The 979-nt window shown below is 30.7% G+C and carries 1 pseudogene; it reads left to right on the forward strand.

The window, feature by feature from the left end:
* Nucleotides 1-20 precede the first annotated feature (20 nt).
* Nucleotides 21-941, forward strand: a pseudogene (locus ACY2RT_RS15285) (IS3 family transposase).
* The last annotated feature ends 38 nt before the right edge of the window (nucleotides 942-979 follow it).

A 979-nucleotide genomic window follows, 5' to 3' on the forward strand; every position in this document is an offset into this window, starting at 1 on the left:
AAAGAATTAGAACTTGAAATATTAAAAAAAGCCGTTCACATCTTTTCCAAGAGCGATGGGAAATCTATCAATTTATAGTTAGCTATAAACATTTATATCCTATTGAAAAGATGTGCAAGGTTTTAAAAGTAAGTCGAAGTAGTTATTATAGATGGTTTAGTCATGGTCCTTCAAATCGAGCTATAGAAAATAGTTTGTTTACAGATTTAATAAAAGAAGTTTTTGACGCAAGTAATGAAACTTATGGAAGCCCTAGAATTGCGGAAGTATTAAAAAGAGACGGACATCGTATATCAAAAAGAAGAGTTGCCAAATTGATGCGTATCAATGGTTGGAGAAGTAAACTTAAAAAGCAGTTTAAAGTTACTACAGATTCTAATCATCCATATCCTGTTTGTAGAAATCATTTAAACAGAAACTTTACGCCAAAATCATTAAATGCAGTTTGGGTATCTGATATAACCTATATAAAAACAGCTTCAGGTTGGTTATATCTTACTACTATCATTGATTTATAGGATAGACAAGTCATCGGATGGTCATTAAGTACACGATTGTATACAAATCAAACAATTATTCCAGCTTGGAGAATGGCTCTATCAAAAAGAGAAATAACACAGCCTTTACTTTTTCATTCAGACAGAGGCATACAATATGCTTCTATAGAATTTAGAAAATTGATTAAGAAGAATACTTTAATTACTCAAAGTATGAGTAGAAAAGCTAATTGTTGGGATAATGCAGTAGCTGAAAGCTTTTTTAAAACGCTTAAAGTAGAGCTTATCTATCATCACAAATTCAAAACCATTGAAGAAGCTAAATCTATTGTCTTTGAATATATAGAAGTTTGGTACAATAGAAAACGTTTGCACTCTTCTTTGGGGTATAAAACACCTAAAGAAATGGAATTAGAATTTTATCAAATCAAAAATGTGGCATAGGTCTTAGAAAATTTGTCCGACTTTTTGTTGCAAGTCCA

The sequence above is a fragment of the Ulvibacter sp. 2210JD10-4 genome (assembly GCF_058148525.1).